The sequence below is a fragment of the Collinsella aerofaciens genome, from assembly GCF_902501475.1.
GTDB lineage: Bacteria > Actinomycetota > Coriobacteriia > Coriobacteriales > Coriobacteriaceae > Collinsella > Collinsella aerofaciens_AL.
Window position 1 is genome coordinate 12,936 of record NZ_CABWIF010000033.1, and the last position, 25,026, is coordinate 37,961.

Sequence of the window (25,026 nt, forward strand, 5' to 3'; positions counted from 1 at the left end):
GAGAGTCATGAATGTTGCGCTGATTGGCTCCGGCTCCTGGGGAACCGCCGTCGCCGGCCTTGCCGCCGCGCGAGCCGAGCGCGTGACCATGTGGGCCCACAGCGAGCAGACGGCCGCCGGCATCAATGGCGAGCACCGCAACCCCCGGTATTTGGTGGGCTACGAGCTGCCCGGCAACGTCGTCGCCACCACGGACCTGGTACAGGCGCTCGACGGCGCCGAGGCCATCATCTTCGCCGTTCCTTCGACGCACCTTCGCAGCGTGTGCCACCAGGCCGCGCCCTTTATCGCAGCCAATACCCCGGTGCTCTGCCTCACCAAGGGCATTGAGCCCGAGTCCGGCCTGCTCATGAGCGAGGTCATCGCCAGCGAGATCGGCAACGAGGCACGTGTCGCGGCTCTTTCTGGCCCCAACCATGCCGAGGAAATCTGCCGCGGAGGTCTTTCTGCCGCCGTCATCGCCAGCGAAGATCCACAGATAGGGGAGACCTTTAAGGACCTGCTTCTGTCAACGGCCTTCCGCATCTACCTGTCGCAGGACATGACCGGTGTCGAGGTCTGCGGCGCCATGAAAAACGTAATCGCCATCGTGTGCGGCATCTCCGCCGGCACCGGTGCGGGCGACAACACGCTCGCCCTTATCATGACACGCGGCCTGGCAGAGATCAGCCGTCTGGTGCACGCCCGCGGCGGTCAAGCTATGACCTGCATGGGGCTTGCCGGCATGGGCGACCTCATTGCCACCTGTACCTCGGAGCATTCGCGTAACCGCACCTTTGGCTACGAGTTTGCCCACGGCGTGTCGCTCGACGAGTACCAGACGCGCACGCATATGGTTGTCGAGGGCGCCGTCGCGGCCCGCAGCGTCAGCGAACTTGCCCGTTCACTGGGCGTAGACATTCCGCTCACCTTTGCCGTGGAGCAAACGCTCTACAACGGTGTTACTTTGGATAGGGCGCTCGAGATTCTTACCGACCGCGTCCCTTCTCAAGAGTTCTACGGACTCACCGACTAGCGTAGAAAGGCTACTACCATGGGTCCCATCAAAATCGCTCCGTCCGTCCTTTCGGCCGACATGGCCAACCTCAAGGGAGAGCTCGACAAGATCGCCGGCGCCGACTACGTTCACTTTGACGTTATGGACGGCCACTTTACCGGCAACCTGACCTTTGGCGTTGACATCCTTAAGGCCGTCAAGCGCTCCACCAACGTGCCGGTCGATGCGCACCTGATGGTGTCGAACCCCGACGAGACCGTCGATTGGTACGCCGATGCCGGTGCCGACATGATCACCGTGCACTACGAGGCCTCCACGCACCTGCATCGCACGCTCACGCACCTGCAGCAGCGCGGCGTCAAGGCCGGCGTGGTGCTCAACCCCGCCACCCCCGTGTGCGTACTTGAGAGCATCATCGACGTCGTCGATATGGTGCTGCTGATGAGCGTGAACCCCGGCTTTGGCGGCCAGAGCTTTATCCCGGGCACTATCGCCAAACTGCACGAGCTCAAGGCCATGTGCGAGCGCCACGGCGTGTCGCCCCTCATCGAGGTCGACGGCGGCATTTCTTCCAAGAACATTGCCGAGGTCGTCAAGGCTGGTGCCAACGTTCTCGTGGCCGGCTCCGCCGTATTTAAGTCCGAAGATCCCGCCGCCGAGGTTGCGCTGCTGCAGAAGCTGGGCAATGAGGCCGCACAGGAGGCATAAACCCTTATGACCGCAGGTCAAAACCGCATACCCGTGAATCTTGACTACGCCGCCTCGACGCCCATGCGCGCCGAGGCGCTCCTTGCGCAGCGCGAATATGACGACAGCGAGCTTGCCGGCGTCAACCCCAACTCGCTGCACTCGCTCGGCCGCAAGGCCGCCGCGCGCCTGGAGGTTGCCCGTCGCGAGATCGCCCATAGCTTTGGCGCACGCGTCCGCCCGTCCGAGATTGTTCTGACCAACGGCGGCACCGAAGCCAACCAGCTGGCGCTGCTCGGTCTTGCCGAGGGCGCTCGTCAGCGCGATCGCAAGCGTGATCGTGTAATCGTTTCGGCCATCGAGCACGATTCGATTCTGGACAACCTGCCGCTGCTGCGTGCCGCCGGCTTTACCGTCGACCTGGTGCAGCCCTGCCGCGCGGGCTACATTGAGCCTGCCACGCTTGTCGAGCTGCTCGGCGACGATGTGGCGCTCGTGAGCATCATGGTTGCCAACAACGAGACCGGCGTGGTGCAGCCAATCCGCGAGCTTGCCGCGGCCGCGCATACCGTTGGCGCCCTGTTCCACACCGATGCCATCCAGGGCTATCTGCACATTCCACTCGATGTCACCGAGCTGGGCGTCGATGCTATGTCCGTCGCGGCCCACAAAATTGGCGGTCCTGTGGCATCCGGCGCGCTCTACGTTAAGACCCGCACGCCACTGCGCCCCCGCATCTTTGGCGGCGGACAGGAAGCCGGACGTCGCGCCGGCACGCAGGACCTGCGCACGCAGCTAGCCTTTGCCGCTGCTGCCCGCACGCTGGTGCCCCAAGTGGCTCAGGAGCGCGAAAAGCTGCAAGCCCTTTCCGACAAACTCTACGCCACGCTTACGGCCCATCCACGCATTCATGCCACCATGGGCGACTACGAGCAGGTAGACCGTCTGCCGGGTATGGTTTCGATCTACGTCGACGGCATGGACTCCGAGGAGCTCATCGTCAAGCTCGACGCCGCCGGCTTTGAGGTTTCGGCCGGCTCTGCCTGCTCGAGCGGCAGCATGGACCCGAGCCACGTTTTGAGCGCGATGGGCATCGGTCGCGAGCAGGCATTGGGAGCACTGCGCATTTCCTTTGATGACCGCGTGAATCCGAGCGATCTGGACGAGTTCGCCCGGACGCTGCTCTCGATCGTGGGTGCCGCATGATCGTCGCCGAGCTTGAGCGCGCGCTGCTGGCACGCTATCCCAAGGCGGACGCCGAGGGCTGGGATCACGTAGGACTCTCCGTTGGCGATCCGGCCGCGGAGATCACCGGCGTTGCCTGCGCACTCGATGCGACCGTGGCTAACGTTCGCCGCGCCCAAGAAGCCGGCGCCAACGTGCTGCTGACGCATCATCCCATATACATCAAGGCACCCGAGGCCTTTTGTCCGGCGGATGCCACACGACCCCAGTGCAGCGCGGCCCTCTACGAGGCTGCCCGCTGCGGCGTGAGCATTATTTCGCTCCACACCAATCTGGACCGCTCGCACGAGGCGCGTGCCTGCCTAAGTGAGCTGCTGGACGCCGTGCCCGTGAGCTCGCTGGAGCACGTAGACGACCCCGAGTCGACCGGCCTTGGCGCGCTTGCGACGCTCAACGACCCGTGCACGTTGCGCGATCTTGCCGCCCGTGCTGCCACGGCCTTCGGAAGCGACCCGCGTGTATGGGGCGATGCCGAGCGCTCGTGCCGCACCGTCGCCATTCTGGGCGGCTCCCTCGGTGACTTTGGCGAACTTGCCATCGCCGCCGGTGCGGATGTTGTCGTGACGGGCGAGGCAGGCTATCACGTGGCGCAGGACCTTGCCTTGCGTGGGCTACCGGTGATCTTGCTCGGCCACGACCGCTCCGAGGAGCCGTTCGTTGATATATTGATGAACTCTGCAGTTGACGCCGGGGTCGACCCCCGTCATGCGATTAAAATACTGAACCCTTGCCAATGGTGGACTGTGACAAAAGGAGAGAACTTATGAGCGCCGGCGCTACGCTACTCAAGCTGCAACAGATCGATTTGGAGCTCGCCCGCAACAAGAGTGAACTTGCCAATATGCCGGAGCTCAAGGAGCTCGCTTCCAAGCGCAAGACCTATGTGAAGCTCAAGTCCGAGATGACCAAGCTCTACGCCCAGCGCAAGGATCTGGACATTGAGCTCGACGATCTCAATACCACCGAGATTCAGACCAACAACGCCATCGAGGCTGCTAAGAAGCGCCACGTCGACGGCTCCGACTACCGCGAGGTTCAGGATCTGGAGAATGAACTCGCTACCCTGGCCAAGCGTCTGGACAAGATTGAGCACACCCGCAAGGATGTCGTTATCGCCCATAAGGAGGCGCTCGACCGCGAGGCCCGCGCGCAGGCAATCATCGCCAAGTTCGAGGAGGGCGTGAAGGCCGATACCAAGGCCGCCCGCGCCAAGGCTGCCGACCTGCAGGCTCAGATTGACGCCGCCGCTAAGGAGCGCACCGCGCTTGCTGCCACGCTGCCGGCCGACGTTCTCACCGACTACGAGCGTCTGCTCAAGCAGTTCCGCGGCCTGGCCGTTGAGACCATCCAGGGCAATATCCCCACGGTTTGCCACACCGCGCTGCAGGCATCGTCCATGAGCGACCTTAACCACGACGGTAGCGAGATTACGCACTGCCCGTACTGCCACCGTCTCCTGGTGCTCCCGAGCAAGGAAGCTTAAACGATGGCAGCATCCAACAATTCAATGCAACTTGAGGGAAAAACGATCCTGCTGGGCATTACCGGCGGGATCGCCGCCTATAAGTCGTGCAATATCGTGCGCCTGCTGCAAAAGCGCGGCGCGCGCGTCAAGGTCGTTATGAGCGAGCATGCCACCGAGTTTGTGGGCCCGCTCACCTTTCGTGCGCTCACCAACGAGCCCGTTGCTGTGGGCCTATTCGACGACCCCTCCGACCCCATCCACCACATTTCGCTGGCGCAGGAGCCCGATCTGGTGGTCGTGGCGCCCGCGACGGCCAATATCATCGCCAAGATAGCCAACGGCATCGCCGACGACCTCATCTCCACCACGCTGCTGGCAACGCCGCGACCCGTCGTGATCGCGCCGGCCATGAACAACGGCATGTGGAAGGCGCCGGCGACGCAGGCCAACATGGCCACGCTGCGCGAGCGCGGTGTCCATGTGGTGGGACCCGGCAGCGGCTACCTTGCCTGCGGCGACGTGGACACGGGACGCATGAGCGAGCCCGAGGACATCGTCGAGGCTGTCTGTGAGGTGCTCAACCCCGCGCCTCAGGACCTGGCAGGTAAGCGCATCGTGATTACCGCCGGCCCCACGCACGAGCCGATCGACCCCGTGCGTTTTATCGGCAACCGTTCATCGGGCAAGATGGGCATCGCCCTGGCGGGGGAGGCCGCACACCGCGGTGCCGAAGTCACGCTCGTGTTGGGACCGACATCGCTCGATGTTCCCCGCGGCGTGGAGTGCGTACGCGTGCAGACCGCCGCAGAGATGCTCCAGGCTGCCCTGAGCGCCTTCCAGACGGCCGATGCGGCAATTTGTGCGGCCGCCGTTGCCGACTATACCCCCGCCACCCCTGCGGACCATAAACTCAAAAAGTCCAACGAACGCCTGGATCGAATCGAGCTCGTCGAGACCGTTGACATCCTGGCCGAGCTCTCTCGCCAAAAGGGCGATCGCCGCGTGATCGGCTTTGCCGCCGAGACCGATAACGTCGTCGAGTACGCCGAGCGTAAATTGACCCGCAAGGGCTGCGATGTAATTATCGCCAACGATGTCTCGCGCGCCGATTCGGGCTTTGGGACCGACACCAACAAGGCCTGGATTGTGAGCACAACGGGTACGCAAGAACTTCCCGTGCTAACAAAACCCCAGCTCGCAGATACAATTCTGGACTTGCTTCAAAATTTGTAAAAAAGTTCTTGCACAAGTCTAAAGTTTCGGGTTAATATACTCCCTGTTGCGAGCGAGAGCAGAGCAACAAACAAAAGCTTCGGGACGTGGCGCAGCTTGGTAGCGCACTTGACTGGGGGTCAAGGGGTCGCTGGTTCGAATCCAGTCGTCCCGACCAGAAGTTTGCAGGTCGGGCACCTAGTGCCTGACCTTTTTTGTTTTAATCACCATGATTATTTTGCTTAAAGCAACAACGTTCCCGCTCGATGTGATTACCGAATCAAAACGTGTACATCAGCCACCAAAATCGACATTTTTCGACATGTTTGGAGGCTGATGTACACGAATGCGAAATCCCCCGCCTAATAGCCCCCTCCTCATGTCTGGACTCTCTATGCTTACGCTGGATAGACATCGCCGGAACGGGTATAGTATCGAAAGTTTTGTCGTTAACCAGCGGGGGAGTCCTGTGGGCATCAAAAAGAAGATCAAAAAGGAGCTTATCGGCACTTCCGATTACCCGTCGAATATGATCTTTACGATCTCCAATTTCATCACCTTTACGCGCCTGATCCTCACCCTGGTATTTCTGTACCTGTTTGTGACGGACAACAACCGCGTCATCGCCATCGTTATCTACGCCGTTGCCGCCTCCACCGACTGGATGGACGGTCAGATCGCCCGCATGACTAAGACGGTCTCGTGGCTCGGCAAGGTCATGGATCCCATTTGCGACCGTGCGCTGCTGTTCACCGGCGTACTTGGACTGGTGGTCCGCGGAGAGCTGCCCATCTGGGTCTGCGTACTCATTATTGGCCGCGACATCTATCTGGGCATCGGCACGCTTATCGTGCGTCATTATCACCGTCGCCCCATCGATGTGGTCTTTCCCGGAAAGATTGCCACGGCGCTGCTCATGACCGGCTTCTCACTCATGCTGCTCGGTTTCCCCGTTATTGACGGCCTGCACCTTTTATCTTCAACCCTTACGGCCTTCCCGGGCCTCAACGGAAGCTCGGTGCCCCTCGGCATCTTCTTTGTGTACGGCGGCGTGATCTTCTCCATGCTCACGGCTGTCATCTACTCCATTAAGGGCGGAGTGGCCATTAAACAGGCTCTCGCGCATCCCGAGGACGAGGACATCGACTTTCTGAACCCTGAAATCGAAGACTGATTCGTTGGGGTATGATTACGTACGGTTCATTATTTGCGGCACGTCCGCGATAAGTTAGGGGTTGTCATGGACAACATGGTTAACAATATGCCTCAGAATGATAAGACTGCTGACGCTACCTGCGTATTCCGCGTGCCTTCAAGCGACGTCACCGTTCCCGACCTCATGGCCAACGTGCGCATCACCGCCCCCGTCCTGTCCATCGTCAAGGGTCCGCAGACTGGTGCCGCCTTTGAGCTCGAGGACGACGTGACCACCATCGGCCGCGATCCCGCGAACGGCATCTTCCTTAATGACATGACCGTTTCGCGCAGCCACGCGCGCATTATTCGCGAGGGCCTCGGCGCTCGCATCGAGGACCTGGGCTCGCTCAATGGTACCTGGGTCGACGGTGCCATTGTCAATGCAGCCCCGCTGCACGACGGTTCTTCCGTTCAGATCGGTACGTTTACGCTCATCTACCACGAGAGCACGCCGGAGCGCATCGAAACCGGTGAGTAGGGCATGGCCGAACGCAACTATCTGAGTATCGGCCAAGTCGTCAACCTACTTCGAGGCGCATACCCCGATCTTTCGAACTCAAAAATTAGATTTCTAGAGGATGAGGGGCTCATTACCCCTCATCGTACGCCTAAGGGATACCGTCAGTACTCTAAGGAGGACGTTGATCGTCTGGAGGTCATCCTGCACTTGCAGAAGACCCGCTACATGCCGCTCAACGTGATTAAGCAGCGCTTGGAAAACGCCACGGACCTGTCAACGCTCGCCTACGAGGTGGGCTTGCTATCCGATGTTCCGCTCAAGACGGAGCCCAAGGAGACTAAGCAAAAGCTGCATCCCATCGAGACCATTCCCGATATGTTGGGCGTCGAAATTTCGTTTATCCGCTCGCTCGCCGAGAACGACCTCATTCGCATCATCAAGAGTCCGCAGAATCGCGAGCTTGTCGATGGTCGCGATTTTCCGATCATCCGCTACTGCTCCGAGCTGTCGCGCTTCCATATCGAGCCGCGCAACCTGCGTCAGTACGTGTCTTCCGCCAACCGCGAGTCCTCGATGTTTGAGCAGGTGCTTGTGAGCATGCTCGGCATGGATACCTCCGATGACGAGCGCGACGCCAAGCTCGAGCGTGCGTTTAAGAAGCTTCACGACCTGACGGAGGGCGTGCACACCGCGCTGCTCAAGAACCGCGTTTTTGAGTCGCTCAACGCCGTGGTCGAGGACGCCGACATCGATGCACTCGATGAGGAAATCACTCGCTCCGAGTCAACCAAGGCCAAAAACGAAGAGATAGGCGCGCCGGCTTCGCACGAGGATTCCCTCGTAAAGCCGCTCAAGGTCGTCACCCCTTCGCAATCCGGCACCGCCACCGCGGGCAAATAACAGCTGCCGCTTATCCGGCAACCCATTGAAAGGCCATGCAATGTACGACTTCGAATCTCAAATCGTCGACATCCCCGACTATCCCGAGCCCGGAGTCATCTTTAAAGACATCACGCCGCTCTTTGGCAATCCCGAGGCGCTCAAAGCCATGACCGATGCCCTCGCCGAGCACTTTGCCGGCATGGGAATCACCAAGGTCGTGGGCCCCGAGGCTCGCGGCTTTATGGTTGGCGTACCGGTGGCTGTAGCCCTTGGCGCCGGCTTTGTTCCCGCACGTAAACCGGGCAAGCTACCGCGCGAGACCGTGAGCCAGAGCTACGAGCTCGAGTACGGAACGGATTCCATTGAGATCCATGCCGACGCTATCAGCTCTAAAGATACCGTGTTGATTCTGGATGACTTGGTCGCGACGGGCGGAACCGTCGAGGCAACAGGTAAACTGGTGCGAGATATGGGCGCAAAGCTTATCGGTTACGGTTGTATCCTTGAGCTTGCGTTTCTCAACCCGCGCGAGAAGCTCACGCCGTCTGATGACGATGTGGAGCTCTTTAGCCTGGTGACGGTGGACTAGCCGTTACCCTTAGTTACTGGAAAGGAAGCTACATGCGCACAGCAAACACGCACAAAAACATGGCACGCTGCGCTGCTACGGCAACCCTCGCTTGTGTTTTGGGCTTGGGCCTCGCGGCTCCTGCCTACGCCGATACCGCATCCGACCTTGCCGCTGCTCGTACGAAGCTCGAGCAGATCGGTACCCAAACTCAGCAGATTTACGATGAGCTCGCCACGCAGACGCAGGCGCTCGATCAGACTGCCGGCGAGATCACGCAAAAGCAGCAGGAGATCGCCGATGGTCAGGCTAAGCTCTCAACCTATGTCGCCGGCGAGTACAAAACCGGCGGTCTGAGCCTGCTTCAGGTTCTGACGGGTGTCGATGATCTGAGCGATATGCTCAACCGTCTGTTCTACTACGGCAAAGTTTCCGATAAGCAAGCTCAGACCATTCAAGAGGTCAAGGAGCTTAAGCAGCAGCTCACCGATAAGCAGGCCGAGCAGGAGAAGAACGTCGCCGCCACGCAAAAGAAGGTCGACGAGCTTAACGCCCAGCAGGCTGAAGCCCAGAACGTCGTAAACTCCCTGGATTCGCAGCTGCAGGCCGAGCTCGCCGCCGAGGCCGAGGCCAACGCCGCGCTGCAGGCCGGCATCAACGCCAGCACCGCCGAGAAGGCCACGGTGAGCAACGAGACTGCCGGTACGACCGAGAACACCAACAACGGTGGCCAGACCAGCAATAACAACAACCAGGGCGGCAACACTCCGGCTCCTACGCCGGCACCTGCTCCGACGCCGCAGCCCTCCACGCCTGCTCCGGCTCCGACGCCTTCTGCTCCGAGCCAGTCCGTCGACGGCGGTTCTGTTGTCTCGCGTGCATACAGCAAGCTTGGTTGCGCCTATTCCTGGGGCGGAATTGGCCCGAACAGCTTCGACTGCTCTGGTTTTGTAAGCTATTGCCTTACTGGTCGCTATTGCCGCCTGGGCACCACGGGCACCTTTATGGGCTGGACGCGTGTGTCCGATCCGCAGCCCGGTGACGTTGTAGTCAACTCGTACCACACCGGCATTTACATCGGTGGTGGTCAGATGATTCATGCTTCTGACTACAACACGGGTGTTATCATCAGCTCCGTTGCCGCCGGCATGAACAACAACTACATTTTCGTGCGCTACTAAGTATTCAGATAAAGCAAACGGATATGGACCTCGTGGCTTTGAGTCATGGGGTCCATTCTTTTGCCTTTAGTGCAGTCCGCTATCTAGTTTTGAATACTAGATAGCGGCCCAATCGGTCTGCAAGATGGCTATAATTGAATGGGAACGATTAGAAAGGACCCTCTATGAGCTGGGCACTTATCTCCGATTCAAGCTGCAACCTCCGCGATTGGCAACCGACCGCGCCCCATACCACCTTTGCATTTGCGCCCCTCAAAATTCGAGTGGGGGAGCATGAATTCGTCGATGACCTTTCGCTCGATGTTCATGAGCTCAACTGCGCTGTTCAGGCGGAGACGAACGCTTCTTCGAGCGCTTGTCCCAGCGTAGGGGAGTGGGCCGAGCTCTTCAAATTGGCAGACAAGACCATCTGCATGCCGATCTCTGAGGGCGTGTCGGGCAGCTACAACGCGGCAGCCACGGCTCGCGATATGGTTCTTGCCGAGGAGCCCGACCGACAGATTCATCTAGTCAATTCACGCGCAGCTGGCGGCAAAATGGACCTCATTTTCTTGCTGTTCGACCGCTATCTTGCAAGCAATCCGAATGTCTCATTCGAGGATGCTTGCGCATACTTCGATAGCCTTGAACAGAACAGCAAAATCCTCTTCAGTTTGTGCAATTACGAAAACCTCGCCAAAGCCGGACGTATCCCTAAGGCAGCCGGCGTCATTGCCAACAAGCTCAATATCCGTATTTTGGGCACAGCGAGTGAGGCCGGTAAAATCGAACTCGTCGGGCACACGCGTGGCGAAAAGAAGATGCTCAACAAGATCATCGACACTATGGAAGCCGAGGGCTTTACGGGCGGTGAGGTCGTCATAGATCACGTTGAGAACGAAGCTGGAGCCCAGGCGCTCACTGACCGCATAGTCGAGCATTGGCCCGGCTCCAAGACCATCATCATGCCCTGCAACGGCCTGGATTCCTATTACGCCGAGATGCACGGCCTCATCATCGGCTACGGCATGGGCGTAGCTTCGGGCAAATAAAGTCCAACCAAGCAAAATACGGGCGGGACAAAGCGACAGATGGCTCTTTGTCCCGCCCGTTTTATACGTCGGCTAGCTATTAAACCCGTTGAACTTGAGATAGCTCATCAGGTAAGCCTTCGAAACGAAGGACGATACCGCACTGCGTACAAGCAGCGACTCACGCGTTACCTGATGCGCGGTATCGGGAACCGGCGTCTGCTCGACGGAAAACGCCGAACGAATCGATGCCTCGAGCTGGTCGACAACATAATCGAAGGCCGTCGGGGCATCGTAGCTCAAACGCTGAATGTTAAAGAGTGCCTGCACCGCAGCAATAGGTAGCACCTGTTTAAAGATGCAGATAGCGATCAGGCGGGCAATCTGCTCGCGGCCATATTGCTTTTTGACCGGAGCAGGAACCAGGCCGACCTTCACGTAGTTATTAATCATCGATGGCGTAATGACAGGCTGCTCAACGCAAATGGACAGCGGCTCCATCCACAGCGCAACATACTCAATAACCTGGTCGCGATAGAGCGTCACATTGGGCAACTGGTTATAGCGCGGCAGACTCAGCGTATTTAGTTTGCGCACGATATCGGACTGAATAAATGCATCGGGCAGCACAGTGGGCTGAATATCCTCAGGCTTAATGCTGACCGACGAATCGGACATCGGGATAACGCGTTTGGCGTGGTTCATAAGGATCCTCCGTTCATTAGCTATATTGTATTCTAGGTTATCTAGTTTTGCATACCATATAGCCGGCAAGTAAAAGTGGTTGGACAGCACATTGATGCACCGTCCAACCACTTTGTTAAAAGACAACAACCTTACATAAGATATATTATCGTACTTATCCGCGGAGAAACGCGTATGCGCTCGTTGCTGCTATGGCTCCGTCAGAAACGGCGGTCACAACCTGACGTAAACGCTTGGAACGGATGTCGCCAGCAGCAAATAGACCTGGCGTGCGGGTCGCCATGGATTCATCAGTCAGAATGCCGCCATCAGGCGCCAGATCGACTAGATGCTCAACAAGCTCAGTATGGGGTTGCGTGCCGGTAAAGACAAAAATGCCAAACGAGCCAGGCTCAAATGACTCGGTATGAGTCTCAGCGGATGCATTGTTCTTAAAGGTGATCGTCGTTGGCATGGCTTCGCCCGAGAGCTCCACAATACTAGTTTGGTACCTAACTGTAATATTGTCCTTTTCGAGCACCTTCTGAACAACACCATCGGGCGCACGGAACTGGTCGCGGCGCAGCACGATGGTCACACTGCTGGCAATATCAGACAAGAACAGCGCCTCTTCGCATGCCGAATTGCCACCACCGATTACAAAGACCTGTTTGCCGCGGAAGAACATGCCGTCACACGTTGCGCAATATGAAACGCCGCGACCGCGATAGGTATCCTCGCCAGCGAAACCTGCCGGACGCGGCGTGGCACCCATGCAAGCGATAACGCTCGAGGCAAGCGTATCGCCCATATCGTGATGCACCGTAAACAGCGCTGCATCGGCATCGTAATCGATACCCGTAACCATGCTCCATGCGACCTGTGCTCCCAGGCCCTCTGCATGCTGCTGAAAACGCTCGCCGAGTTCGGCGCCGCTCAAGAGCGGAATGCCCGGATAGTTCTCGACTTCATTGGTCGTGGCGATCTGTCCACCCGACATGCCCTGCTCAATCACGGTCGTCGTCAGGTTGGCACGCGCAGCGTAAATGGCGGCAGCATAGCCCGCGGGGCCTCCACCGATAATCGCAACATCAATCGGCTGATCGGTAGTCATGGAATATCCTCTCGTCGATACATTGACGTTCTTTGCGCTCATACCCAAATTTACGTGAACATGACACTCATGCACTACAATGTTAAATCGCGTAACAAAGCTGAAGGGGAGTTATCGATGGATCAAACGCAGACGGGCAATAGCGCTCCCCTGCCCATGCAAGCCACTCCCCAACCGGAGCAAATGACCGTTTCACATACACAAAAACCCCTGGTAACCATTGTGCACGCATCGGTTGGATCGGGCCACAAAGCCGCCGCCAACGCGATTGCACAAGCATTTGACCTTATCCGCGGCACCAAGGGAATCCCTGAGGATATTGAAATTGAAGTGCTCGATATCCTTGATTTTGGACGTATTAAATTCGACGGCAATAAGACCGCGGCTTCTTTTACGGGAGCCACACGCCCCATTTACGACCTGACCTGGCGATATACGCTTACGGGACATCTTCTCTGGGGTGGCGGCACGGCATGGTCGCGAATTATGTTCCCCGCCTTCAACGAATATATTCGTTGTCGCAGGCCTATAGCCGTGGTCGCAACGCACATCACAGCAGCCAATGTTGCCGTGGGCGCCCGCGTAATTACGGGTATCGATTATCCGGTCATCTGCGTACCAACAGACTATGAAGTCGAAGGCTTTTGGCCCCACAAGGACACCGACCTATTCTGCGTAGCCAACGAGTTTATGGCCGAAACGCTGCGCCCGCGCAAGGTTCCCGAGTCAAAGATCCGCATAACGGGCATCCCCATCCGAGCCGGTTTCGATTCAGATTACAAACGAGAAGATGAGCTCAGCAAGTTCAATCTCCCCATAGACAAAACCGTCGTATTGGTGATGGCCGGCGCCAGTTTGCCCCAACCATACGTGCGTTTCCGCGCCGCGATGGACCACACGCTCCCCTTCTTACGCAGCTTTGAAGACATGCACTTTGTCTTTTTACCGGGCAAGGATAAGGAATACGCCGCCCGACTCAAGACGCTCTTCGACGCCATGAAGCTCGACAACGTCACGGTTCTGGACTACGTGGACGACATGGCGGCCCTCATGCACGGCTGCGACCTGGCAATCCTCAAATCGGGCGGACTCACGGTCACCGAGTGCCTGTGCGCTCATCTGCCGATGATCCTGCTGGGCAAATCATACGGTCAGGAAAAGGCCAACACCACAATGCTCACCGGCATGGGCGCCAGCATGCATGTCACCACCGCACGAGAACTCATCGTGACGCTTCGTCACCTGCACGACCACCCTGAGTCGCTCAAAGCGCTACTCATCAACGGCGAAGTACTACGCCGCCCCCACGCAGCCGAAGACATAGCCATCGCCACCATGGAGCTCGTAGGCAAACCCCAAAAGCGCAAACGAGCCTTCTGCCGCTTCTACTGGGGCGGAAAACCTGCTCATATCAGGTAGACGAAAGTCCGCTGCTCAGCGGGAGCCGCCCATATATCATTCCATGCTCAAACATTCTCGCTGCGCTGCGAAACTGCGCGTGGAACGATATATGGGCGGCTCCCGCTGAGCAGCTACGTTTACGTGCTAGCAGTTACACCAGATTCCCTTCCAATAGAACCTGCAAAGGCGAAACCAGAAAATATAGATATAGAAAGCCGATGCGAGAAAGGAGATGTCCCTTTATCGCATCGGCTTACTAGAAAAGTAAATATTGTTTCAAGCGAGTAGCCGCCCGCCCGGGGCTTACCTATATCGTTCCACGCGCAGTTTCGCAGCGAGCGAAGCGACGCGAGAATGTTTGAGCATGGAATGATATAGGTAAGCCCCGGGCGGGAGGGATACGAGCGCCCCTAGGCGACGCCAGAGGAGCCGAAGCCTCCTTTGCCTCGGTCGGTTTCGTCTAGTTCTTCTACTTCTACGAGGTTGACCGTGGGGACTTCTTGGATGACGAGTTGGGCTATGCGGTCACCTTTGTTGATTTGGATGTTGTTGGAGGGATCCAGGTTGATGAGGATAACCTTGAGTTCTCCTCGGTAGTGGGCGTCGATGAGGCCCGGCGTGTTGACTATAGACAGGCCCTGCTTGATGGCCAAGCCGCTGCGGGGCTGGACGAAGCCGGCGTAGCCATCGGGCAGGGCGATGGCCAGCCCGGTAGAGACCAGACGGCGTTCGAAGGGCTTCAGGACGCAGTCCTCGTTGGAGCGCAGATCCAAGCCGGCATCGGTGGGATGGGCGTATTTGGGAAGCTCGACGGTGGGGTCGAGACGCTTTATGTTGACGGTAATGTTGGACATGGAATCACCTTAGCTTGTCGAGCTCTTGCAGAAACTCATCGACGTCTTTGAAATCGCGGTAGACCGAGGCAAAGCGGATGTACGCCACCTTGTCGATCTTGGCCAAGCGCTTGAGTACCATGTCACCTAACTCATGGGACGTAACGGCCGTCAGCGTGCGAGAGCGCAGCTCGACCTCGATGTCATCGATAATCTCATTGAGCTTCTTAGTGTCGATATCACGCTTGATGGTGGCGCGCATCAAGCCGACGAGCAGCTTATTGCGATCGAACCGCTGCTTAGTTCCGTCTGACTTAATGACCTCGATTGGGTCTTCGCATCGCTCGAACGTTGTAAAGCGGTAATTACACGAGCAACATTCGCGACGGCGCTTAATGGTGTTATTTGACTCCTGCATACGGGAGTCAACGACGCGGGTATGTGCCTTGCCGCATTTGGGACAGCGCATGGTACCTCCTCTTAAACGATAACAAGGGTACCATGCGCAGCGCGATAATGATTACGAACGAGCAGGAACCTTAAGATGCGCACCGGCGGCGAGCGAACCATGCTCCAGATGATTGACGTTACGGATCATGTCGGAAGTCTCTTGCGTGGAAAGGCCTTCGATTGGATATTCCTCGGCAAGCGACCAAAGAGAGTCGCCAGGCTGAACGCGAATGGTCTCGTAGGTAACGTTGGAAACGGACTCGGCATACGCGGCGTGACGAGCGCTAAAGACCGACGTAGCGAGGACAAAGAAGAGCGTAAGCGCAACGGCAAAGGCGACAATCGTCGGAACCTTCAGGGCAACGCGGGCCGGCGCGACTACAGTCTGCTGATTGCGAGCAGGCTTTACAGTCAAAGGCTGAAAGCCGGAGCGGCCACCCTGAACAACCGTAAAAGTGGGTTCTGCAGGCGTCTCGAGCTTAAGGGCGAGGTTTCCCTGGACCATATTCGTTGCGTTCATCATGTTCTCCTCTCGCGTGTTTTGCTGAGAACAGTTTTATCAAGCCGCGCGGACAAAAATGTCTAGCGCGAGAACGAATGTTCGGTTATTATTATCTTCGAACAGTTGTTCCTGTCAAGCAAAATTCGAACATTTGTTTGACATGGGTAGAGAGGATGCCCTGATGGCTCGCAAAATTACCAAGCGTCAGCAGCAAATTTACGACTTCATCAAGGAATATCAGCAGGAGAAGGGTTATCCGCCCAGCGTGCGCGAGATGGCTTCTGCCGTGGGCCTTTCCTCCCCCAGCACCGTGCACGCCCATCTATCTGCCCTGGAGGCGCGCGGGCTACTCAAGCGCGATGCCACCAAACCGCGCGCCCTGGAACTCTTTAACGAGGACGGTTCCTCTGTCTCAATTTCTAAATCTGACGAGCCCACCGCACCTCGCGGAACGGTCTCGCTACCGCTCGTTGGTCGCGTCGCGGCTGGGATTCCCATTCTGGCCGAACAGAATATCGAAGACACTTTTACTATCCCGACCGAAATCGCCACTGATCAGGGTTCCTTTATCCTTGAGGTGCATGGGAGCTCAATGATCAATGTCGGCATCTTCAATGGCGATTACATCATCGTCCGTGAACAAAAGAGTGCCATGAACGGCGAAATTGTCGTGGCCATGATTGATGGTTCAGCGACCGTCAAGACGTTCTACAAGGAGCAGGGACGCGTACGCCTGCAGCCTGAGAATGACACCATGGAGCCTATCTATGCAACGAATCCCGTTATCTTGGGCAAAGTCGTCGGCTTAATGCGCCGGTTCTCGTAATGCAAAAACGCATCACCATCTTTGATACCGTCCGCGGGTTTACGATGATTTCAATGGCAGGTTTTCACGCTTGCTACGATTTCGCCTACCTGTACGGTTGGGATATGCCCTGGTTTACACAGACCGTCTTTCAAGACATCTGGCGTGCCAGCATCAGCTGGGTATTTTTGTTTATCGCGGGTTGGATGTGCACCCTTTCGCGCAACAATATCAAACGTGCCGCCAAATACGCCTTAGCAGCACTCGTCGTCTGGTTGGCAACAACACTTGTCTCAGTAGACGATTCGGTTAATTTTGGCATCATCTACTGCATGGCCGCATGTACCGGCATCGTGGCGTTGACCGATCCCGTCCTTAAGAAGATATCGGCGAGATGGGGCATGTCCCTATGCCTTGTGTTGTTCGCCCTCACTTGGAGTATCCCCAAAACGATCTATCCTGTCCCCTACCTGGCGTGGCTGGGATTTCCGAGCCCTGGGTTTGTATCAGGTGATTACTACCCCATCATCCCGTTTTTCTTTATGTATCTTGCAGGATACTTCGCCGCACACATAGCGCAGGGAATCGATAAGACCGTCCCAAGCTGGGCCTACGCCAATCCCATCCCGGCGCTCGCCAGCCTTGGACGTCACGCACTCCCCTTTTATCTACTGCATCAGCCCATCATTCTGGGCATTTTGGAACTCGTCTACTCGGTGCGATAACGCTCGAGCCGCGGCGCGATACGGGCCGGTAGCTTCGCCACAATACGAACGCCGTCCTCAAGATATTCCTCGTGCAAAAGGGTTCCCTGCTCATGCACCAGCGTGATGAGGGCGCCCTTACGATACGGGATATCAGCAGAGAGCAACACATCGGTAGCAGCCGCCTCACGAGCAATACGGTCGACGAGATCGTCGAGTCCCTCACCCGTCTGGGCCGAGAACAACACGGCCTCGGGATAGCGACGACGGAAGCTCAATCGATCAACGCTATCGAGAAGATCGATTTTATTGAACACCGTAAGCGTCAAACGCTCGCCGGCACCGATCTCGTCAAGAACGCGATCGACTGCCTCGAGCTGGCGCTCGTAGTCCTCGTCAGAGGCATCCACAACTTTAAGGATCAGATCGGCACCAAGAACCTCAGACAGCGTGGACTTAAAGGCATCAACGAGACCATGCGGTAGCTTTTGAATAAAGCCAACGGTATCGGTAATCGTCATGCCACGACCGCCGGGCAGGCGATACGAACGCGTCGTCGGGTCGAGCGTAGCAAACAGCTTGTCCTGCGAAAGTACCGTAGATCCGGTCAGACGATTGAGCAACGTCGATTTACCCGCATTAGTATAACCGGCCAACGCGACGCGAAACGCCGGTGACTCAATGCGGCTCTTGGACTGGACATCGCGACGCTGTTCAACCTGCTTAAGCTCACGACGAAGCGCGGCAATCTTATTGCGAATGAGGCGACGGTCGACCTCGAGCTGACTTTCGCCCTGGCCAAAGCGTGAGCCGATGCCGCCGCGCGTCTGTTCCTTGGCGAGATGACTCCACATGCCACGCAGACGGGGCAACAGATATTGAAGCTGTGCCAGCTGTACCTGTAGGCGTCCCTCACGCGTCTGAGCATGAAGGCCAAAGATATCCAAGATCAGTGCCGTACGATCGATAATCTTTACCGGCTCGCCCACGGCTTTCTCCAAATAGGATTGCTGCGAGGGCGTCAGGTCGTCGTCAAAAATAACGACATCGGCATCCATACGATGTACCAGGCCGCACAGCTCTTCAACCTTACCGGAACCGATAAACGATTTTGGATACGGCTTAACCAGACGCTGTGACAAACGCGCCACGCACTGGGCGCCAGCCGTATGGGCCAGGCGCTCAAGCTCGTCAAGCGAACGATCGAGCGGCCACGCATTGTCGCGCCACTCAACACCAACTAATATGGCACGCTCGGGCTCGGGTGCCGTGGGAACAAGGGGGAAACGGGCCATTAGGCAGCCTCAATACGATGCAGGATATCCTCAACGACCTCATCGATCGTAAATTGGTCCATATCAAACCACACGATGCGGTCATCGCGCTTAAACCACGAAAGCTGACGTTTGGCATAGCGACGCGAACGCATCTTGATGAGTTCGTGAGCCTCATCCATGCTCATCACGCCATTGAAAGCATCGATGATCTCTTTATAGCCAATTGCCTGCATCGACGTCAGGGCATCTCCCAGCCCCTGGTCCATAAGACCGCGGACTTCATCGACAAGGCCCTGCTCAAACATCAGATCGACGCGCAGGTTAATGCGCTTGTAGAGCACCTCGCGATTACGCGTCAGACCAAACCATAGAGCATGATAATGCTCACGCGGAACACTAAACTGACTTTTTTGCTGTGCATAGGAGATACCATCATCATGCATCTCGAGCGCACGAATCACACGGCGCACGTTATGGGGATGAATAACAGCAGCCGATTCTGGGTCACGCTCGGCAAGCAGGGCATGCAGTTCTTCCTCGCCAATACGCTCGGCAAGCTCCTGATAGCCCACACGGCGATCGTCCTCAAGTTCACCCGAGGGAAAGTCCATCTCATCGAGGGCGGCCTTGAGATACAGCCCCGTACCTCCGCAAAAAACCGGCAGGCGACCCGAACCAAGGAGACGTTCAACATGCGCGCGAGCGTCAGCCTGATAAAGCGCAGCAGAATATGCCACACCCGGCTCCACAATGTCGACGAGACGCAGCGGCGCCGTACACTCATCGGGCGTCATCTTTGCGGTACCGATGTCCATGCCGCGATAGATTTGCATCGCATCGCACGACAGCACTTCGGACGAAAGACGAGCGGCCAAACGGTCGGCAACATCACTCTTACCAACCGCCGTCGGACCGACGATCGCAACGGCGGAAAGACCTGCCCCGGAAGAAACCATTAGCGCGGCTCGCCCACAACGGAGCCGGACAAATACCAGGTCTTGGCAACGTCAACGTCAATATCAACGATCTTGCCAACAAGCTGATCGATGCTGTAACCCTCGGGGATAGGCGCATGCACGGTCTGATTCTTGGGACTCTTGCCCAGCAGGACCGCATCGTTCTTCTTGCTCGTGCCCTCAATGAGCGCCGGCACCACAGTATGAAGCTCACCCTGGTTATACTCATGTGCCGTGGTCTCGATAACCTTAACCAGGCGGTTGAAACGCTCGAGAATAACCTCATGCGGCGTAGGATCGTCAATCTCGGCGGCCGGGGTACCGGCGCGCTTGGAATAGATGAAGGTATAGGCCTGAGCATAGCGGACCGTCTCGGCAAGCGAGAGCGTCTGCTCAAAGTCTTCTTCAGTCTCGCCCGGAAAGCCAACGATAATGTCAGTCGAGAGCGCGATATCGGGCATGCGATTGCGGATGCGATCGACCAGGCCCAGATAGTCCTCGCGTGTATAACGGCGATTCATCTCTTTGAGGATCCGTGTCGAACCTGACTGGACGGCCAGGTGCAGCTGCGGCATAACGGCAGGCGTCTCGGCCATGGCGTCGATGGTCTCGGGGAGAAGATCCTTGGGATGCGAAGACGTAAAGAAGATGCGCTCCACACCCGTGTCGCCCACGGCACGCAGCAGATCGGCAAAACGCGGCTTGCCAAACAGATCGCGACCATATGAGTTAACGTTTTGGCCCAGCAGCGTAATCTCACGCACGCCCTGGCGCACCAAACCGGTCACCTCGTCGACAATCTCCTCGAAGGGGCGGCTCTTTTCGCGACCGCGCACGTACGGCACGATGCAATAGGTGCAGAAATTATTGCAGCCCGTCATGATGGGCACCCAGGCGTGATACTGGGTCTCGCGATGCCACGGCATGCTCATGGCATCCGTATCCTCATGCTCATTGGTGCGGATATGACGCTTGCCGTCAAGGAACGCCTCGGCAATGAGCTCGGCCACATGCGCGATGGAATGCGTGCCAAAGATGACATTGACGTTATCGACGTTGGTGAGCAGGCCCTCGCCATCGCGCTGCGCGATGCAACCACCAACGGCAACCACGCGCTTGCCCGAAGGCGAAGGCGGCAGGCTTTTGCAGGAATTGCACTGACCGTACAGGCGAGTATCGGCGGCCTCGCGCACACAGCATGTCATGAAGACAACGATATCGGCATGCTCAAGATCGAGCGCCATGAGGCAACCATACGAATCGAGCAGACCGCTCACACGCTCGGAGTCGTGCTGATTCATCTGGCAGCCAAAGGTGCGGATAAAGTAGGTTTTACCGGCAAGAATATCGCGTACGGAACGCTGATCCATGTGCATAAGTCCTAACGTTGGGGAGCGAAACGAGGCTAGCAGAAGCTATGCCACAGGCTTAACATCATCCATGACGACGTTATCCATAGCAGCTCGATTGATCTGGTGAACGTAGATAGAAAGGCGGATGGCCGTGCGCGACTCCCCGTTAATGAGGATGTCGGAGAACACGGGCGCGCAGGAAATATCAAAACCGGTTGGGATCAAAAAACCGCGCGCGATGGCAACGGCCTTAATGGCCTGGTTGACCGCGCCGGCGCCGACACACTGGATGTTGACGGGTACACCATCCTTGACCATGCCGGCGATGGCGCCGGCAACGGACGCGGGCGATGATTTGCTTGATACCTTCAGGCAATCCATGAAGAAACTCCTGCGTTTAAAAGTACGTTTTAACTGCAATAACTTTATCGTACCGAGTGGACTCGGTAAAGGCACTATTCCTCTTTGGCAAGATCGAAGGTCACGGTGATTCGATCACGCGAAACACGAATCTTTGGATCGCCGCAAAGGTTGAGATAGTACCGAGCAGCAAGGTCATTAAAGTCGCGCTCCACAGCACGCGAAAACTGTGCCATGTCATCCTTGGCAATATGTAGCCCGCGACGATCCTTCGCAAGATCGACAGGAGCCGGCGCATGCGAGGACGAATCACGCTCGCGCAGCAGACGCGCGGTCAAACCGCGAACGGGCTTAATCTGCCCTGCCAAAATACGATGGGCCGTGCGCTCGGACATCTCAAGACCCAAACCCGAACAGATACGGATAAAGTCCTCGGCATCAGAGGCAAGGCCTAAACGGTCGACAACCGGAAGCTCGCTCTCGTCATCAATGAACAGGAGACGCGACGTATCGAGCCGACTGGACGCCTGAGCATAAAGGGTCGCGGCAATCTCAGACGGAGAACCAAGATAGACATCGCAACCACGCAACTCCTCGAGCGCAAACTCACAAGCAGCGCGAATAATATTATGCGGGCCGCGAGCACAGACATAACGTCCGTCCTCATCCTTGACGGCCTGGGGCCAGCTGGACTGATCGGCACGCTCACTGAGGCGGTCGGCCGCAACGCTCACCTTAAAGGCCGAGCCAAGGTCGACACCGGACGTGACCACACGGGCCTCGTCGGTGTTCTGCTTGATCGAAAACAATGCCATGCCACGACCGTGAACGCCCCAACGGTCCATCTTCATGCTCTCGAGCTTGGAGGTAACGCGGGCATCGAAGATTCGCTCTTGCATATCCTGCGGAACGCCCGAACCGTTATCCAGAAAGACAAGCGTGCGGACGCCATCTTCCTTGGTCGTAGCGAGATAGACTTTGTCGGCGCCAGCATCGCGAGCATTACGGAGCATTTCGATGACGATATCCTCGACATGCTGAATGTCGTGCTTTGCCTGGCGCCGCTCGGCCTCCGAAACGCGGAGGCGGACATACCCCTCGCCAAGGTTCTCCTCGACGCGAAGGTTGCCCTCCCCCGACATCGACGCGATAAATGAGATGAGCTCGTTCGCGTCGCTCATGTTATTTAGCGATATCGACAGCGCGGCTCTCGCGAATCACGACGACGCGCACCTGACCGGGATACTCCATCTCTTCCTCGATCTGATGGGCGATATCGTGAGCCAGGACCGTGGACTGGGCATCGGAGATCTTGTCCGGCTGAACCATGACGTGGACCTCGCGACCAGCCTGCATGGCATAGGTACGCTCGACGCCATCATGGGAGTTGGCGATCTCCTCGAGCTTCTCAAGACGCTTGATGTAGTTCTCGGCAGACTCGCGACGGGCACCGGGGCGAGAGGCAGAGACGGCATCGGCGGCCTGTACCAGGACATCGAGCACCGTGTTGGGGTCGACATCGGCATGGTGAGCCTCGATAGCGTGGACGATAACGGGCTTCTCGCCGTAACGGCGGGCAAGCTCGGCGCCGATGACGGCATGCGGGCCCTCGACGTCGTGGTCGATTGCCTTGCCCAGGTCGTGCAGCAGGCCGGCGCGCTTGGCAGTCACAACGTCAAGGCCAAGCTCGGAAGCCATCACGCCGCACAGATCGGAGACCTCGAGGGAGTGCTGAAGCACATTCTGACCAAACGAGGTGCGATAGCGCAGGGCACCAAGGGTCTTGACGATCTCGGGGTGCAGGTCATGGATTCCGGTATCGAAGGCAGCCTGCTCGCCTGCCTCGCGCACGCGCTGCTGAACCAAGTCGGCAGCCTTGTGATACATCTCCTCGATGCGGGCGGGGTGAATGCGGCCGTCGGCGATGAGGTTCTCGAGGGCGACACGGGCGGTCTCACGACGGACCGGGTCGAAGCTCGAAAGAACGACGGTCTCGGGCGTGTCGTCGATCACGAGGTTGACGCCGGAAACCTGCTCGAAGGTGCGGATGTTGCGGCCCTCGCGGCCAATGATGCGGCCCTTGAGGTCATCAGAGGGAATGTGCACGGAGGTAACGGTGACCTCGGCAGTGTGGTCGGCAGCGCAGCGCTGAATCGCCAGGGACAGAATCTCCTGGGCGGTCTTGTGGCACTCGGCGCGAACCTGCTGCTCGGACTCGCGAATGATTGTGGCGGCCTCGTGGGTGACCTCGCCGCGAACCTTATCGAGGAGCTCCTTGTGGGCGTCCTCGCGGGTAAGGTCGGCGATACGCTCGAGCTCGGAGGTCTGCTTTGCGCAGAGCTCCTCGAGCTCGCGGGAGCGCTTCTCGACCTGACCGGCCTGGCTGGACAGCTGGTGCTCACGCTTGTCGAGAGCGTCGTTGCGGCGATCAAGGGATTCCTCGCGCTGCATCACACGGTTCTCGAGCGTACGAATCTCGCTCTTACGCTGCTTGTCCTCGGCCTCGGCGGCCTGCTTGTTCTTGATGATCTCCTCTTTAGCCTCGAGCAGAGCCTCTTTTTTGAGGGTCTCGGCCTGACGCTTAGCATCACCGATCAGGGACTCAGCCTGTGCGTGTGCCGACTGGATCTTTTCGTCGGCCTCGTGAAGACTACCCTGCTTGGCGGTGCGCATGTAGGCAATGGCGGCGATGGCACCCAAAACGATGCCAACGAGCGCTGCGATGATAGGCATGCTCACTCCTTTTTATGGATTCGTTACACAACAAAGCGAACCGTCCTTACGAACGGCTCGCGACATTTGAGTAATATGGGCGCAGCTTATGCGGGTCGGATACAGATAAACATATAAACAAACTCATCACAGATGAGCACATATCACAAAGCAAATGACAGTGTTTATCGTACGTTGAACCACAACAACTGTCAAATATATGGCCCCGGCACGGCGGCTAAAACGCGGTGAACGGCAGGGCCACAAAACGCATACGCCTAAACCGCACATTCCTCGCGTTCGACATCGAGACGTGCCTTAACGGCATCGGCGGCGATGTGATACGAGAAGCCCTTGCCCATCAAAAACCGAACCAGTTTTTCGAATCCGCGCGTCTCTGGAACACGCCGCTTGGCGAGCAGGGCTGACGCACGCGCCAAATCGTCTTCGACGGCAAAATAATCCTCGGGATAACCGGGAATGTCATCGAGCACGACATGACGGCGCTTGAGCTCGGTCTCGATTTTGCGCTGTCCCCAACCGCGCCGCTTGCGCTCCTCGATAAAGTACGAGCAAAAGCGGTTCTCGTCTAAAAAGTGATACTCGGTGGCGCGCTCGACGGCGAAATCGATCGCGGGCTGGTGAAAGCCGTAGCGAGCCAGCTTGTCACGGACCTCACCCGTCGCATGGTCGCGGCGCGATAACATCTCGGTCACCATGGTAAGCGCACATTTACGCTCGATGAGCTGCACCGCCTCACGAAAGTTATCCCAATCGCAGGGCAGATCGGGGCGATTTTTGACATACAGGCGCGCGACCCGCACGGGAATCCAAATGGACCGCTCAAAACCGCCCTCAAGCTCACAATCGATATGTGCGCAAGGCTTTTTGGACGCATTCCCGCTCGAGAACGAGGAGGCCGCCTTCTTATCGGGAAAGATGACCGTGGCCTCGGTCACCGTATACGACATG

The 25,026-nt window shown here is 57.6% G+C and carries 27 protein-coding genes and 1 tRNA gene; 16 read left to right on the forward strand and 12 right to left on the reverse strand.

Annotation, left to right across the window (positions count from 1 at the left end):
- Window positions 1-7 precede the first annotated feature (7 nt).
- The 13 genes from GDJ93_RS06480 to GDJ93_RS06540 all read left to right on the forward strand — a co-directional run bounded on the left by GDJ93_RS06480 (window position 8) and on the right by GDJ93_RS06540 (window position 10,925).
- Window positions 8-1,015: an NAD(P)H-dependent glycerol-3-phosphate dehydrogenase gene (locus GDJ93_RS06480; protein WP_152068187.1), complete on the forward strand. Its 1,008-nt coding sequence runs from the start codon at window positions 8-10 to the stop codon at window positions 1,013-1,015.
- 18 nt (window positions 1,016-1,033) lie between these two features.
- Complete coding sequence (gene rpe, locus GDJ93_RS06485; RefSeq protein ID WP_152068188.1) at window positions 1,034-1,705, forward strand: ribulose-phosphate 3-epimerase; 672 nt, start codon at window positions 1,034-1,036, stop codon at window positions 1,703-1,705.
- A 6-nt stretch (window positions 1,706-1,711) separates the two neighbouring features.
- Window positions 1,712-2,890, forward strand: coding sequence for a cysteine desulfurase family protein (locus tag GDJ93_RS06490; RefSeq protein WP_152068189.1), 1,179 nt, complete (start codon window positions 1,712-1,714; stop codon window positions 2,888-2,890).
- Window positions 2,887-3,696, forward strand: coding sequence for a Nif3-like dinuclear metal center hexameric protein (locus GDJ93_RS06495; RefSeq protein ID WP_152068190.1), 810 nt, complete (start codon window positions 2,887-2,889; stop codon window positions 3,694-3,696). Before GDJ93_RS06490 ends, GDJ93_RS06495 begins: the two co-directional genes overlap by 4 nt.
- Window positions 3,693-4,412 (forward strand): zinc ribbon domain-containing protein, encoded by a 720-nt coding sequence (locus tag GDJ93_RS06500; protein ID WP_152068191.1) that lies wholly within the window; start codon window positions 3,693-3,695, stop codon window positions 4,410-4,412. The genes GDJ93_RS06495 and GDJ93_RS06500 overlap by 4 nt, the downstream gene beginning before the upstream one ends.
- A 3-nt stretch (window positions 4,413-4,415) precedes the next feature.
- On the forward strand, window positions 4,416-5,627 hold the full coding sequence (gene coaBC, locus GDJ93_RS06505; RefSeq protein ID WP_226812508.1) for a bifunctional phosphopantothenoylcysteine decarboxylase/phosphopantothenate--cysteine ligase CoaBC: 1,212 nt from the start codon (window positions 4,416-4,418) through the stop codon (window positions 5,625-5,627).
- A gap of 80 nt (window positions 5,628-5,707) precedes the next feature.
- Window positions 5,708-5,784: transfer RNA gene (locus tag GDJ93_RS06510), tRNA-Pro, on the forward strand.
- Window positions 5,785-6,075: 291 nt separating this feature from the next.
- Window positions 6,076-6,780 (forward strand): CDP-alcohol phosphatidyltransferase family protein, encoded by a 705-nt coding sequence (locus tag GDJ93_RS06515; RefSeq protein ID WP_152068192.1) that lies wholly within the window; start codon window positions 6,076-6,078, stop codon window positions 6,778-6,780.
- Window positions 6,781-6,846: 66 nt separating this feature from the next.
- Window positions 6,847-7,281: an FHA domain-containing protein gene (locus GDJ93_RS06520; protein ID WP_006236002.1), complete on the forward strand. Its 435-nt coding sequence runs from the start codon at window positions 6,847-6,849 to the stop codon at window positions 7,279-7,281.
- A 3-nt stretch (window positions 7,282-7,284) separates the two neighbouring features.
- On the forward strand, window positions 7,285-8,163 hold the full coding sequence (gene ftsR, locus GDJ93_RS06525) for a transcriptional regulator FtsR (protein ID WP_138112611.1): 879 nt from the start codon (window positions 7,285-7,287) through the stop codon (window positions 8,161-8,163).
- 40 nt (window positions 8,164-8,203) lie between these two features.
- Window positions 8,204-8,734 carry an adenine phosphoribosyltransferase gene (locus GDJ93_RS06530; protein WP_117800106.1) on the forward strand — a complete coding sequence of 177 codons (531 nt, stop codon included), beginning with the start codon at window positions 8,204-8,206 and terminating at the stop codon, window positions 8,732-8,734.
- Window positions 8,735-8,766: 32 nt separating this feature from the next.
- Window positions 8,767-9,894 carry a coiled-coil domain-containing protein gene (locus GDJ93_RS06535; protein WP_055285172.1) on the forward strand — a complete coding sequence of 376 codons (1,128 nt, stop codon included), beginning with the start codon at window positions 8,767-8,769 and terminating at the stop codon, window positions 9,892-9,894.
- Between the two features lie 164 nt (window positions 9,895-10,058).
- Entirely contained in the window at window positions 10,059-10,925 is an 867-nt protein-coding gene (locus GDJ93_RS06540; protein ID WP_117770347.1) for a DegV family protein, read from the forward strand.
- Between the two features lie 72 nt (window positions 10,926-10,997).
- Here GDJ93_RS06540 and GDJ93_RS06545 read toward each other — a convergent pair whose 3' ends face one another.
- Window positions 10,998-11,609, reverse strand: coding sequence for a DUF1836 domain-containing protein (locus GDJ93_RS06545; protein WP_193221473.1), 612 nt, complete (start codon window positions 11,607-11,609; stop codon window positions 10,998-11,000).
- A 154-nt stretch (window positions 11,610-11,763) separates the two neighbouring features.
- A complete protein-coding gene (locus GDJ93_RS06550; RefSeq protein ID WP_152068193.1) occupies window positions 11,764-12,702 on the reverse strand; it encodes an NAD(P)/FAD-dependent oxidoreductase in 939 nt (312 codons plus the stop codon).
- 117 nt (window positions 12,703-12,819) lie between these two features.
- Between GDJ93_RS06550 and GDJ93_RS06555 the strand changes: the two genes are divergently transcribed.
- Window positions 12,820-14,121 carry an MGDG synthase family glycosyltransferase gene (locus GDJ93_RS06555; protein ID WP_226812510.1) on the forward strand — a complete coding sequence of 434 codons (1,302 nt, stop codon included), beginning with the start codon at window positions 12,820-12,822 and terminating at the stop codon, window positions 14,119-14,121.
- 392 nt (window positions 14,122-14,513) lie between these two features.
- Here the strand turns inward: GDJ93_RS06555 and dut are convergent, their stop codons facing one another.
- Genes dut through GDJ93_RS06570 form a run of 3 tightly spaced genes read right to left on the reverse strand, consistent with a single transcriptional unit; the run spans window position 14,514 to window position 15,906 of the window.
- Entirely contained in the window at window positions 14,514-14,957 is a 444-nt protein-coding gene (gene dut, locus GDJ93_RS06560; RefSeq protein WP_117770345.1) for a dUTP diphosphatase, read from the reverse strand.
- A gap of 4 nt (window positions 14,958-14,961) precedes the next feature.
- Entirely contained in the window at window positions 14,962-15,405 is a 444-nt protein-coding gene (gene nrdR, locus GDJ93_RS06565) for a transcriptional regulator NrdR (protein ID WP_022093781.1), read from the reverse strand.
- 51 nt (window positions 15,406-15,456) lie between these two features.
- Window positions 15,457-15,906, reverse strand: coding sequence for a LysM peptidoglycan-binding domain-containing protein (locus GDJ93_RS06570; RefSeq protein ID WP_193221474.1), 450 nt, complete (start codon window positions 15,904-15,906; stop codon window positions 15,457-15,459).
- A gap of 163 nt (window positions 15,907-16,069) precedes the next feature.
- Between GDJ93_RS06570 and lexA the strand changes: the two genes are divergently transcribed.
- Together lexA and GDJ93_RS06580 are read left to right on the forward strand one after the other, a co-directional pair.
- Window positions 16,070-16,714, forward strand: coding sequence for a transcriptional repressor LexA (gene lexA, locus GDJ93_RS06575; protein ID WP_040359862.1), 645 nt, complete (start codon window positions 16,070-16,072; stop codon window positions 16,712-16,714).
- Window positions 16,714-17,418, forward strand: a complete 705-nt coding sequence (locus GDJ93_RS06580; protein ID WP_152068196.1) for a heparan-alpha-glucosaminide N-acetyltransferase — start codon at window positions 16,714-16,716, stop codon at window positions 17,416-17,418. The genes lexA and GDJ93_RS06580 overlap by 1 nt, the downstream gene beginning before the upstream one ends.
- On the opposite strand, the gene hflX is transcribed toward GDJ93_RS06580, so the two are convergent.
- The 7 genes from hflX to GDJ93_RS06615 all read right to left on the reverse strand — a co-directional run bounded on the left by hflX (window position 17,403) and on the right by GDJ93_RS06615 (window position 25,025).
- The gene (gene hflX, locus GDJ93_RS06585; RefSeq protein ID WP_152068197.1) at window positions 17,403-18,692 is read right to left on the reverse strand and encodes a GTPase HflX; all 1,290 of its coding nucleotides are present in this window, start codon (window positions 18,690-18,692) and stop codon (window positions 17,403-17,405) included. The two genes, GDJ93_RS06580 and hflX, sit on opposite strands and share 16 nt — an antisense overlap.
- Window positions 18,692-19,630, reverse strand: coding sequence for a tRNA (adenosine(37)-N6)-dimethylallyltransferase MiaA (miaA, locus tag GDJ93_RS06590; protein WP_152068198.1), 939 nt, complete (start codon window positions 19,628-19,630; stop codon window positions 18,692-18,694). The genes hflX and miaA overlap by 1 nt, the downstream gene beginning before the upstream one ends.
- A complete protein-coding gene (gene miaB, locus GDJ93_RS06595; protein WP_152068199.1) occupies window positions 19,630-21,000 on the reverse strand; it encodes a tRNA (N6-isopentenyl adenosine(37)-C2)-methylthiotransferase MiaB in 1,371 nt (456 codons plus the stop codon). The genes miaA and miaB overlap by 1 nt, the downstream gene beginning before the upstream one ends.
- Window positions 21,001-21,045: 45 nt before the next feature.
- Window positions 21,046-21,363, reverse strand: a complete 318-nt coding sequence (locus GDJ93_RS06600; protein WP_006235982.1) for a stage V sporulation protein S — start codon at window positions 21,361-21,363, stop codon at window positions 21,046-21,048.
- Between the two features lie 74 nt (window positions 21,364-21,437).
- A complete protein-coding gene (locus GDJ93_RS06605; protein ID WP_152068200.1) occupies window positions 21,438-22,523 on the reverse strand; it encodes an ATP-binding protein in 1,086 nt (361 codons plus the stop codon).
- A gap of 1 nt (window position 22,524) precedes the next feature.
- Window positions 22,525-24,075, reverse strand: a complete 1,551-nt coding sequence (gene rny / locus GDJ93_RS06610; RefSeq protein WP_115596193.1) for a ribonuclease Y — start codon at window positions 24,073-24,075, stop codon at window positions 22,525-22,527.
- Window positions 24,076-24,332: 257 nt separating this feature from the next.
- Window positions 24,333-25,025 (reverse strand): regulatory protein RecX, encoded by a 693-nt coding sequence (locus GDJ93_RS06615; protein WP_152068201.1) that lies wholly within the window; start codon window positions 25,023-25,025, stop codon window positions 24,333-24,335.
- Window position 25,026: the final 1 nt, after the last annotated feature.

Coding starts and splice junctions, on each gene's coding strand:
- GDJ93_RS06480 (WP_152068187.1), top strand. CDS start 8: ATGAATGTTGCGCTGATTGGCTCCGGCTCCTGGGGAACCGCCGTCGCC.
- rpe (WP_152068188.1), top strand. CDS start 1,034: ATGGGTCCCATCAAAATCGCTCCGTCCGTCCTTTCGGCCGACATGGCC.
- GDJ93_RS06490 (WP_152068189.1), top strand. CDS start 1,712: ATGACCGCAGGTCAAAACCGCATACCCGTGAATCTTGACTACGCCGCC.
- GDJ93_RS06495 (WP_152068190.1), top strand. CDS start 2,887: ATGATCGTCGCCGAGCTTGAGCGCGCGCTGCTGGCACGCTATCCCAAG.
- GDJ93_RS06500 (WP_152068191.1), top strand. CDS start 3,693: ATGAGCGCCGGCGCTACGCTACTCAAGCTGCAACAGATCGATTTGGAG.
- coaBC (WP_226812508.1), top strand. CDS start 4,416: ATGGCAGCATCCAACAATTCAATGCAACTTGAGGGAAAAACGATCCTG.
- GDJ93_RS06520 (WP_006236002.1), top strand. CDS start 6,847: ATGGACAACATGGTTAACAATATGCCTCAGAATGATAAGACTGCTGAC.
- ftsR (WP_138112611.1), top strand. CDS start 7,285: ATGGCCGAACGCAACTATCTGAGTATCGGCCAAGTCGTCAACCTACTT.
- GDJ93_RS06530 (WP_117800106.1), top strand. CDS start 8,204: ATGTACGACTTCGAATCTCAAATCGTCGACATCCCCGACTATCCCGAG.
- GDJ93_RS06535 (WP_055285172.1), top strand. CDS start 8,767: ATGCGCACAGCAAACACGCACAAAAACATGGCACGCTGCGCTGCTACG.
- GDJ93_RS06540 (WP_117770347.1), top strand. CDS start 10,059: ATGAGCTGGGCACTTATCTCCGATTCAAGCTGCAACCTCCGCGATTGG.
- GDJ93_RS06545 (WP_193221473.1), bottom strand. CDS start 11,609: ATGAACCACGCCAAACGCGTTATCCCGATGTCCGATTCGTCGGTCAGC.
- GDJ93_RS06550 (WP_152068193.1), bottom strand. CDS start 12,702: ATGACTACCGATCAGCCGATTGATGTTGCGATTATCGGTGGAGGCCCC.
- GDJ93_RS06555 (WP_226812510.1), top strand. CDS start 12,820: ATGGATCAAACGCAGACGGGCAATAGCGCTCCCCTGCCCATGCAAGCC.
- dut (WP_117770345.1), bottom strand. CDS start 14,957: ATGTCCAACATTACCGTCAACATAAAGCGTCTCGACCCCACCGTCGAG.
- nrdR (WP_022093781.1), bottom strand. CDS start 15,405: ATGCGCTGTCCCAAATGCGGCAAGGCACATACCCGCGTCGTTGACTCC.
- GDJ93_RS06570 (WP_193221474.1), bottom strand. CDS start 15,906: ATGAACGCAACGAATATGGTCCAGGGAAACCTCGCCCTTAAGCTCGAG.
- lexA (WP_040359862.1), top strand. CDS start 16,070: ATGGCTCGCAAAATTACCAAGCGTCAGCAGCAAATTTACGACTTCATC.
- GDJ93_RS06580 (WP_152068196.1), top strand. CDS start 16,714: ATGCAAAAACGCATCACCATCTTTGATACCGTCCGCGGGTTTACGATG.
- hflX (WP_152068197.1), bottom strand. CDS start 18,692: ATGGCCCGTTTCCCCCTTGTTCCCACGGCACCCGAGCCCGAGCGTGCC.
- miaA (WP_152068198.1), bottom strand. CDS start 19,630: ATGGTTTCTTCCGGGGCAGGTCTTTCCGCCGTTGCGATCGTCGGTCCG.
- miaB (WP_152068199.1), bottom strand. CDS start 21,000: ATGGATCAGCGTTCCGTACGCGATATTCTTGCCGGTAAAACCTACTTT.
- GDJ93_RS06600 (WP_006235982.1), bottom strand. CDS start 21,363: ATGGATTGCCTGAAGGTATCAAGCAAATCATCGCCCGCGTCCGTTGCC.
- GDJ93_RS06605 (WP_152068200.1), bottom strand. CDS start 22,523: ATGAGCGACGCGAACGAGCTCATCTCATTTATCGCGTCGATGTCGGGG.
- rny (WP_115596193.1), bottom strand. CDS start 24,075: ATGCCTATCATCGCAGCGCTCGTTGGCATCGTTTTGGGTGCCATCGCC.
- GDJ93_RS06615 (WP_152068201.1), bottom strand. CDS start 25,025: ATGTCGTATACGGTGACCGAGGCCACGGTCATCTTTCCCGATAAGAAG.